General features: G+C 67.1%; 8 protein-coding genes. 2 read left to right on the top strand and 6 right to left on the bottom strand.

Annotated elements, in window-relative coordinates:
* Positions 1-524 precede the first annotated feature (524 nt).
* The 6 genes from MJ783_RS18725 to MJ783_RS18700 form a co-directional block, all read right to left on the bottom strand.
* Entirely contained in the window at positions 525-2,174 is a 1,650-nt protein-coding gene (locus MJ783_RS18725; protein ID WP_239312091.1) for a cation acetate symporter, read from the bottom strand.
* Positions 2,171-2,533, bottom strand: a complete 363-nt coding sequence (locus MJ783_RS18720; protein ID WP_239312094.1) for a DUF485 domain-containing protein — start codon at positions 2,531-2,533, stop codon at positions 2,171-2,173. Before MJ783_RS18720 ends, MJ783_RS18725 begins: the two co-directional genes overlap by 4 nt.
* A 184-nt stretch (positions 2,534-2,717) precedes the next feature.
* On the bottom strand, positions 2,718-4,532 hold the full coding sequence (locus MJ783_RS18715) for a cation acetate symporter (protein WP_239312088.1): 1,815 nt from the start codon (positions 4,530-4,532) through the stop codon (positions 2,718-2,720).
* Between the two features lie 12 nt (positions 4,533-4,544).
* A complete protein-coding gene (locus MJ783_RS18710; RefSeq protein ID WP_239312085.1) occupies positions 4,545-4,967 on the bottom strand; it encodes a hypothetical protein in 423 nt (140 codons plus the stop codon).
* Between the two features lie 14 nt (positions 4,968-4,981).
* A complete protein-coding gene (locus tag MJ783_RS18705; RefSeq protein WP_239312082.1) occupies positions 4,982-5,749 on the bottom strand; it encodes a LytTR family DNA-binding domain-containing protein in 768 nt (255 codons plus the stop codon).
* A 93-nt stretch (positions 5,750-5,842) separates the two neighbouring features.
* Positions 5,843-7,030, bottom strand: coding sequence for a sensor histidine kinase (locus MJ783_RS18700; protein WP_239312079.1), 1,188 nt, complete (start codon positions 7,028-7,030; stop codon positions 5,843-5,845).
* 606 nt (positions 7,031-7,636) lie between these two features.
* Here MJ783_RS18700 and MJ783_RS18695 point away from each other — a divergent pair.
* The gene (locus MJ783_RS18695; RefSeq protein ID WP_239312078.1) at positions 7,637-8,461 is read left to right on the top strand and encodes a trans-aconitate 2-methyltransferase; all 825 of its coding nucleotides are present in this window, start codon (positions 7,637-7,639) and stop codon (positions 8,459-8,461) included.
* Between the two features lie 169 nt (positions 8,462-8,630).
* A complete protein-coding gene (locus MJ783_RS18690; protein WP_239312076.1) occupies positions 8,631-9,536 on the top strand; it encodes a sugar phosphate isomerase/epimerase in 906 nt (301 codons plus the stop codon).
* Positions 9,537-10,205 lie beyond the last annotated feature (669 nt).

Raw genomic sequence — 10,205 nt, 5'->3', positions numbered from 1 at the left:
CGAACTATGTCGTCCGTGACGCGAGTGGGCACAGAATAATTATAACCATTCAGGATGGGCTATCGCCAACCCTACACGCAATCTCCATATGGAGACCTCCACTTGGAAGCACTCGACGTCGTCCGTCCTGTCGCTGGGCCTCAGTAACCGCCAGCAGGACTGGCCTTCAGCAAACAAAAGCGATGTTCGCCACTGAGCGTACATGACATCCGGAGCGGGCTTATCGAGGTACCGACCCCGGCCTGCGGAGGAGTTTAACCACACCCGAGAAGCGAATGTCCACAAGGACCCATCGATTACTCAAAGCGACCATCCAATCGGCCCTCAGTCGCTGGCAGGCCACAGGTGCCGCTGCCGTTCACGATGCGTTGCCCGGCCCGCATTGCACCTGCGGCAGAAACTACGAAATATGGCCGCCCACGAAAAAGACGAGGCATGGCGGTCCGCGCTGACCGCCATGCCTCGTCTCGCCGGCCGGGGGAGTATACCGGCGGGCTTGCTCCAGTCCTTTCGGACCGGGAAAATCAGTGGACCAGTGCCTTCTCCGCCCCGGCTCCAGTGAGAGCACGAACCTCCATCTCGGCGAACTTGTCCGCGTTCCGCGACTCCCTGCTGGTGACCGACCCGAGCCAGCCGAGCAGGAAGGCCAGTGGGATGGAGACGATCCCGGGATTCTCCAACGGGAACCAGGAGAAGTCGATCGACTTATCTGTGATCATCGACACACTCTTCCCGGTAGCCGCGTCGACCTTCCCCGAAACAACCGGGGAGAACGCGATGAGGAGCACCGATGAGATCAGCCCCCCGTAGATGCTCCACAACGCGCCGCGGGTGGTGAACCCCTTCCAGAACAGCGAGTAGAGGATCGTCGGCAGGTTCGCCGACGCGGCGACGGCGAAGGCCAGCGCGACCAGGAAGGCGACGTTCTGATCCTTCGCGAAGATGCCACCCATAATCGCCACCACGCCGATAACGACGGCGGTGGTCCGGGCAACCCGCACCTCCGCGTCCGGATCGGCGGCGCCCTTCTTCAGCACGTTGTTGTAGACGTCATGGGCGAAAGACGCGCTGGCTGTGATGGTGAGGCCAGCGACAACCGCCAGGATCGTGGCGAACGCGACCGCCGCGACGATCCCGAGCAGCAGCGTGCCACCGAGCTCGTAGGCGAGCAGCGGAGCCGCCGCGTTGGCCTTCCCCGGCGCGGCGTTGATGCGCTTCGCGCCCACCAGATACATCGCGCCGTAACCGAGGATGAGGGTGAACAGGTAGAAGACACCGATGACGCCGATCGCCCATACCACGCTGTGGCGTGCCTCCCGGGCCGACGGCACCGTGTAGAAGCGCATCAGCACGTGCGGCAGGCCGGCGGTGCCGAGTACGAGGGCCATCGCTAGCGAGATGAAGTCGATCTTCGTAAGGGTGGACAGCCCGTATTTGACGCCGGGCTCGAGCACCGCGTCGCCCTTGGGACTGGCCGCGGCCGCGTCGCCGAGGATCGAGGAGAGGTCGAAGCCGGACTTGCCGAGCACCCAGAACGTCATCAGGGCGGCGCCCAGGACGAGCAGGACCGCCTTGACGATCTGGACCCAGGTGGTCCCCTTCATTCCGCCGACCAGCACATAAACGATCATCAAGATGCCGACGACGGCGATCGTGAGGTTCTGGCCCGTGCTCCCCTTGATGCCGAGCAGGAGGTTCACCAGTCCGCCGGCGCCGGCCATCTGCGCGAGCAGGTAGAAGAAGCTGACCGCCAGGGTCGAGATCGCCGCGGCGGTCCGCACCGGTCCTTGTCGCAGCCGGAAGCTGAGCACGTCGGCCATCGTGTATCTGCCGGTGTTCCGCAGGAGCTCGGCGACGAGCAGCAGCGCGACCAGCCAGGCGACGAGGAAACCGATCGAATACAGGAAGCCGTCGTACCCTTGCAGCGCGATGGCTCCGGTGATGCCGAGGAATGAGGCCGCCGACAGGTAGTCGCCCGAGATGGCGATGCCGTTCTGCCGACCAGTGAACGCCCGGCCACCGGTGTAGTAGTGGGCGGCGCTCTGGTTGCCACCCGACGCCCGGATGACGATGGCCAAAGTGATCATGATAAATATCGCAAAAATCGTGATATTGACCGCTGGCTTGCCGACGGTCTCGGCGGCGAGCAGGGTGGTTGCGGACGTGGCTGTCATGACCCGCCCCCCTCGAAGTGCGCGCGCAGCCGCTCCGCGGTCGGGTCGAAACGCCGGTCCGCCCATCGGATATAAATCATTGTTATAGTGAAGGTCGAAACGAACTGACCGAACCCGAACAGCAACCCGATGTTGATGTTGCCGATCACCTTGGTAGCCATGAAGCCGCGCGCGAACGCGGCGAGGCAGACATAGAGGAAGTACCAGGTGAGGAACAGCGCGGTCACGGGGAAGACGAAGCGCTGGAAACGCCGCCGGTGCTCGATGAACTCAGGACTGTCCTGGATGCTGCGGTAGCTCGGCACCGAGCCACTGCCGCTGTGGGATTTACCTTCGCCGCCATGGACGACGTCAATCATGCTCACCCGGCATCCTCCAAAGATCGTCGCTCGGCCACCCAAAGCGGCCTGTGACAGCTATCACTGTGTCGCGAAGCTGGAATCCCTCGCACTCCTCACAGGCACGAGTGCGATCAGTGGCACGGATTCAGCGCTCTGCGGGCCGGGCGGACACGACGAACGGCCGGTTTCACGCGACGAACGGTTAGGGCGTGTTCCGGAGGTCATCTGTCCGGCTCGCCACGCCCAGGCGGCCCGGCGGCGCGGCCCCCCGGCAGGGAGCCGCGCCGCGGTCGAGGCCCAGGCCTTCGGGAGCGTGCAGACGCACCATGAGCTGGCGGATTCCCGCCGGGGTGCTGCCTGGGGTAAACAGCGAGACAACCATCATCACCACGAACACCAGCGGCACCGTCCACGCCGCGGGCTGGGCGAACATCGCACCAGCCAGGCCGGCCGGCGTGCCGGCCACCATGGTGACGGTCGCCGCCGCTCCCGCGAGCAGGCCGCCGACGACAAGTCCGGCCAGCGCGCCGGTTACCGTCAGCTTCTCCCACCAGATACCAAGTACCAGCAACGGGGAGAACGTCGACGCGGCGACCGCGAACGCGAGGCCGACGGTGTCAGCGAGGCCGACCTGCGTGGCGAGCAGTGAAACCGACGCCGGAACCGCCACCGCGATGACAGCCCCGATCCGGAAGCCGGAAACGCTCACCCGGCCGCGGAGCAGGTCCTGACCAAGCACCCCCGCAACCGACACCGTCAATCCACTCGAGGTGGACAGGAAGGCGGCGAAAGCGCCCGCGGTCACCAGCGCGGAGATCGCGTGCCCGCCGGCCCCGGGCAGCAGCCGCCCCGGCAGCAGCAGCACCACCGTGTCCGTCCGTCCGGTCAGCAACAGGTCCGGAGCGTAGATCCGGCCCAGCGCGGCATACAGGGGCGGGAAGACGTAGAAAGCGCCGAGCATGGCGACGACGACGCCCGCGGTCCGCCGAGCGGCTCTCCCGTCGGGGTTGGTGTAGAAACGCACGATCACGTGGGGTAATCCCATCGTGCCGAGCAGAAGCGCCAGCATCAGCGAATACGTTCGGTACAGGGCGGGGCCCCGCCCATCGGCCGCGGTTGGCCGCGACCAGCTGGAGCCGTCGAGAGGCATGATCTGCTCGGCATGCGGTACCGGTTCGCCGGCCGCCAGGGTGACCGTGCTGCCCGCGGCCAGCAGTACGCTGCCGGCCGGTGCGGCGACAGGGGCCAGCCGCACACTCCCGTCCACACGATCGCCGTTGATCTTTCCATGTACGGTCAGGGTGACCGGTTCGACCACGCGCAGCCGGGTGTCCTCGATCAGGCGCACCGTCGTCGTCTGCCGGGTCACGGGATGTCCTGCGGCCGACGGGTCGGGCGCGCCGTCGGCACCCCAGACCACCAGCATGAAAAGAACCGGTACCGCGATCGCCGTGAGCTTGAGCCAGTACTGAAACGCCTGCGTGATCGTTACCGAGCGCATCCCGCCGGCCAGCACACCCACCAAGACGACCGCGACCACAATGGCGACTCCGGCCCAGCGGGGTGCGCCGACAACTGTGTACAGCGTCAGGCTGGCCCCCTGGAACTGCGGCACCAGATACAACCAGCCGATGCCGACGACAAGCAGGGAGGCAACCCGGCGGACCAGTGGGGAGCGCAGCCGGATCTCGGCGAAATCCGGCAACGTGTAAGCGCCTGTCCGGCGTAACGGTGCCGACACCAGGACGAGCAGCACCAGGTATCCCGCGGTGTACCCGACCGGGTACCAGAGCATCTCGGCACCGGAGGCGAGCACCAAGCCCGCGACACCGAGGAAACTCGCGGCCGACAGGTACTCACCGCTGATCGCCGCGGCGTTCCAACGCGGGCTGACCGACCGGCTCGCGACGTAGAAGTCGCTCGTGGTGCGGGACAGCCGTAATCCGAGCCCACCGATGCCCAGCGTCGCGAGGCAGACGCCAGCGACAGCCAGCGACTGCGGCCACGTGTTCGCCATTCCGCAGCGGCCTCAGTGCCGGTCCACCAGGCCGGCGAAGTCGCGCTCGTTCCGTTCCGCCATCCGGATGTACCACCAGGCGGCCACCAGCAGCACGGGATGAACCACGAGACCGAGCAGCAGCCAGGGCAGCGGGATGCCGAGCAGCCGGGCGGTGCCCAGCGCCGGAGCCATCGCGAACACGACCGGGATCGCGCCGATCGTAAGCAGCACTGTTCCCAGCAGCGACGTTCCCAGCCATACCTGTGCCCGCAGGAGTGAGCGCAGATAGACTTCACCAAGCGCGGTCTGCTCGTCGAGGTCCCGGGCCAGCGGCCACGCGGGCGGGCGAGGCGCGGCATCCATCCGCGGGCTGGTTATGCGTACCCGTGCCGATGGGCGGGCCGCTCGTGCTTCCGGCCGGGAGCCGCCGTCCGGTGTGTCGCCCGTTGCCATCCCGCCGCCTCCTGTCAGAGCCGGTCACCCTGGCCCCGAGCCAGGCTCGCCGAGCGTACGAGACGGTCCCGCAGCTGTCTGCTGTGCCGGCGGCTGACAGGCAGGACACAGTCACCGAGCCGGACGGAACAGCGGCCCTCCTCGATGCGGACCTCGTCGATAAAGGCGAGCGCGACCAAGGTGCTGCGGTGGATACGGACGAATCCGACCGGAGCCCAGCGCTCCTCCAGCGCTGTCAGAGAGATCCGCACCAGGTGACCGTCGGACGCGGTGTGCAGGCGCGCATAGTCACCGCGCGCCACGGCAAAGCGCACCTCCGACCGCCGGACGAACCGGGTGACACCACCAAGCTCCACGGCGATCGTCTCATCCGGCGCTGACGCTGTGCGACCGCCGACAGCGCCACCGGTATCGACGACCCGGCGTAGCGCCTCGGCCAGCCGCTCCGCTCGGACCGGCTTGAGCAGGTAGTCGGTCGCCGCCACGTCGAAGGCGGCCACCGCATGCTGCTCGTGGGCCGTGACGAACACGACCTGCGGGCGGACGGCGAAGCGCCCGAGCACCCGGGCAAGATCCAGGCCATCCAGGCCGGGCATCCGGATATCACAGAACACGACGTCGAACCGTTCGGCGTCGAGAGCCCGCAGGGCTTCGGCTCCGCTACTCGCCGCGCGGACCCGGCTCACCCTCCCATCCGCGTCAAGTAACCAGACAAGCTCGTTGCGGGCCGGCGTCTCATCATCCACCACCAGCGCGCTCAGATTCTCACCACAGCCTCTCACCGCGGCGGGGCATCGGAGCTGACATAACTCACCATAACTGGAGATTACTTCAGAACATCAGGGTCCAGCCAGCATGAACACGCTGGTGTGTATTCAGCCGGCCCGGACCCCCGACGCGAACTTGGGCACCCGGAAGCTCACCTTCGTGCCGGCCCCCGGCGCGGTCTCCACGACAAGCCCATAGGCGTCGCCAAAGACCGACCGCAGCCGGGAGTCGACGTTGCCCAGCCCGATCGAATCCGCGTCCGACTCACCGGCCAGGACCCGACGAACCAATTCTGGATCACTGCCCACCCCGTCATCCTCCACCCAGATGTGTGCCTCGGCGCCGTCATCGGTGGCCCCGAGCGAGATGTGGCCGACACCGGTCCGCTCCTCCAATCCGTGCCGTACGGCGTTCTCCACCAGTGGCTGGATGGCAAGGAATGGCACCGCGACCGGTAGCACCTCCGGAGCCACCAGAATCTGCACCTGTAACCGGTCGCCGAACCTGGCCTTCTCCAGCACGAGATAGCGCTCGATGTTGCGCATCTCCTCGGCGAGTGTGGTGAACTCCCCACCCCGGCGGAAGGCATAACGGGTGAAGTCGGCGAACTCCAGCAGCAGCACGCGGGCGCATTCCGGATCGGTACGGACAAACGAAGCGATCGCTGCCAGTGAATTGTAGACAAAATGTGGGCTGATTTGGGCACGCAATGCCCGCAGCTCCGCCTCGACGGCTCTGGTCCTGGACACCTCCAGCTCGGCAAGCTGGACCTGGGTGGAAACCCAACGCGCCACCTCCTCAGTTGCCCGGACCAAGCCGGCACCGACGCTGGGCGCATAGGCGACCAGCGCGCCGACGACCTGGTTTTCGCTGGTCACCGGGGCAACCACAGCAACACGGACAGGGCAGTCCGGATCGGAGCAGGCGACGTCGGACGCGGTGAGGACCACGGTCCGCCCGGTCGTCAGCGCTGAGCCTGCATGCTCGATCGCGGACTCGGCGTGCGCCCCCGACCCAGCCCCGTCCCAGGCGAGGGTCGCGGCGACGTCCACCAACGCAACAGCCGAGGTGCCGAGCAGGGCACGCAGATGGCGGACGGATCGGGACGCGCCGGTCGGTGTCAGCCCCTCACGAAGGTGAGGGGCGGCCAAAGAGGCGGTATGCAGGGTCGCGAACGTGGCCCGGTCAGCGCTTGTCCCGAGGTCGCCGCGATGCCGGAAGCCCCAGACAACGAGGCCGGCGGCAACGGCGAGGACGGCCGCGAGCCCGACGGCAGGAATGCCACCGACAATCACGTTCGTGCGACAGCCGCGGACAACGGCTCGGCCGTGCCCAGCTTGTTCGTGGCGCCCGGTTCCCCAGCGCCCACGGTGAACGCCGCGTTCACCGTGACCACCGCGTTCACCGTGACCACCGTGCGAGACACCCGGCATGGCTGGCCCAGCCGGCACAAACGACCGGCGACAAGGGCCTTGCGGTGGGCCCCGGCCGTCGTGGGCCCTCGCCGTTCACACGCCATCGTCCTCATTATCGGACCGCTCGGACTCGTCCGCCACTTCCATCTGGAGACCCCCGCACCGAGACCTCCGATCGGAGCTACCCGATGCAGCCGGTCCAGCGCAGGCTTTCAGAGCTCACCGGCCGTATCGCGCGCCGACCGGCACCACTGGAAGAAAGATGCCTGCCAACAAGAATAGCTGACCTCCGGCAAGCCTACCCGCCAATCGGCCTGAAGGAGATTCTCCGATGCTACTGAGCACACTCGACATGATCCAGCAACCACGAGGCCACCTAATGGGTTCACACATGTTATCCCGCGCACCATTTACAATGCTTCACCAACGGCCGAGGAGTATCGGAGAACACATCGCCGTGCCCGCGACATCCGCGGGGGAATACCAGTGACCGCGGTACGGCTCGGCCGTCTCCCGGAGTCGGCCGAGATCGACCCGCAACATGTGGCCAAGGCGAATCATCAGCTGTTCGAGGCCTCAGCCGCCTTTGACGACGCGCAGTTCAGCGCCTGCCGTGCCGACAGCGACTTCTACACGGCGGCTGCTGTCGAGTTCGGCGGACCGGTGGTCGAGGTCGGCTGCGGCACCGGGCGGATCCTGGCGCCGATCGTCGCGGCGGGAATCCCAGCGACCGGGATCGATCATAGCGGGGCGATGCTCACCGCCGCCTGGAAACGCTGCAACGGTCAGGTCGGGCTGGTATATGCCGACCTGCGGCACGCCCCCGACGTTCTGCCGCCGGTTCGGCAGGTGCTGTTCACCTCCGGGGTCTTCCAGTACGTCCTTGACGATCAGGCTGGTCTCCTGTCCGACTATGCGGCTCGATTAACGGTCGGGGGGCGGCTGCTGCTCGATGTGAAGGCGTTCTGGGATGATCCGGTCTACCGGGCCGCGCTGGACATGCCGATCTCCCTCCCGCAACGGACCTATCGGCACCCGGATGGCTCGGTGACGGTCACGACCACGATCAGCATTGATCGCACCACACATGTTGTCACTGAACGGATTCGACATACCGTTACGAGCCCGGATCTGGCCTTGCTGGACGAGGCTGAGCACATCCACGTCATGCGGTCCTACAACCTTCCGGAACTGCTGCTCATCGCTGAGCTGGCCGGCCTGCGGGTTGTTGACGTCCGCACCCGCTACCAGGACCACGCCGGTCCAGCGGACGCGGCCGGCACCCGCTACATCCTGGATATCCGCCCATGAACACGCTTCAGCGGGGCCATGCCGGGCGGCCGGATCGCGCGCCGCGCAACACAACCGGTTCGAACAGAGCCGGTTCGAACAGAGCCGGTTCGAACAGAGCCGCCACGGCGGCTGGCCTCAGCACACGCTGCTCGGCACCAACCGGTCACCGCGCCGGCAAGGCCCCGCAATGATCCCGTCACTGTCCTTACAGAGCCTCGGATACCCCGATGATGATCCACCAACCGTCACCCGCATGGCGATCGCCGCCGGCTTCACCGGCGTGCACCTGCACCTGCACTTGACCCCGCCGACAGACCGCGACCGCCTCGCGCGGCTCGTCGACCACCATCAGCTCACCGTCACCTGGGTCTACCCCATGAATGATCTCTTTTCCGCCGACGCGGCCACCCGGCACGCCGCGCTAGCCGCGTTCACCGCCACCGCCGCATACAGCGCCCGGCTCAGAGTGGCCGTGGTCTCCTCCCGGCTGCCAGCCGACATCATCCCGGTCGCAACGCGCCGGCACGCCCTGCCAGGAGCGCTCGCGAACCTGGTCGATCTCGCGGGGACAGCCGGACTGACATTCGGCATCGAGCACCTGCACCGGCCGACCACAGCCTGGCACACTCCGCAGGACCCGGCAGGCAGCCTCACCGACCTGGTCGAGCTGCTGTCCGCCCTTGGCCCGGCCACCGGGCTCGTCGTCAACAGCGCCCATCTCGCCGCCGCGGGCGCCCTCGGCGATCTCGCATCCACCACCGCCACCGAGTCCCGCACCTGGCTGGAGCGAGTCATCGACGTCCGGCTGGCCGACCCGCCACCGGCCGGACAGCCAGAGCACGAGCAACGCTGGCCCGGTACAACCGGTCGTATCGACCATACCCGGCTGTGTAACCAGCTCGCCGACGCCGGCTATCGCGGACCGGTGATGGTGGAAGCATCCGCCGCTCCCGGCGTGGCACGCATCCATGCGGCGTTTCAGGCCAGAACCTTCCTCAGCACCCTGCCGACCACCAGCTTCGATCATCCAGAGCACGGCCCGCTCCACCCGCCGCGGCCGGCAACGACTCCGGTGAGAAGCTCCGCACCATAGGCGACGCCCACACGCTCCACGCACCGAGACTTCCTGTCCGCCGGGCCCGGCGGATGGCGTGCGGGCAGGTGGTGGGAGTCTTACCCGTACCAACGAGGCGAGTACCCATATCGGCCAGCACGCCCGGCCCTCGGCCCTGTCCGCTATCTCTGCCCGGAGACCTCCTGACCGAGATCTCCGTTTGGAGCTATCTCACGCTGTCGGTCCTGGCTCAGGCTGTCGGATGTGACACAGACCGCTGAAGAACCGGTTGAGGTGACGGTGGCCGAACCCGCCGATCTGGTCGGCCCCGTCAACGGTTACCAGCAGAATTCTCGGGCACGAATGCGGCCGGCCAACGCACAGCGCGGCTTTCCGGGAAACGGGCCGCCCCCACCCATGCCGGGCAGCACCGGCGCCCCAGCCCCGTCATCGCACCGAGCCGGCGAACGGTCCCGGCCTGCCAGCTGTTCGGTGGAGCCGGCTACACCCAGGATTTCCCAGCCGCGTCCGTCCGCCGCGATTGACCGTCCCCAGAGCCGGTAGGCCGGTCGTCCAGCCGTGCTCCGCCAGCCGCATCCGCTCTCACCCATTCATCGTTCGGGAGTCACGGATTTTTCAGCACACGCTCCTGGCAAGGGGTTCTCTATGGACAGACAGCGCCGAACCGCCCAGCGGGTAGCTGTCGCA

Source organism: Protofrankia sp. Cj3, assembly GCF_917627355.1.
In the GTDB taxonomy this organism is placed as follows: Bacteria; Actinomycetota; Actinomycetes; order Frankiales; family Frankiaceae; genus Protofrankia.
The sequence above is the reverse complement of the archived record's forward strand: the minus strand, read 5'-3'. Positions and strand labels throughout refer to the sequence as shown.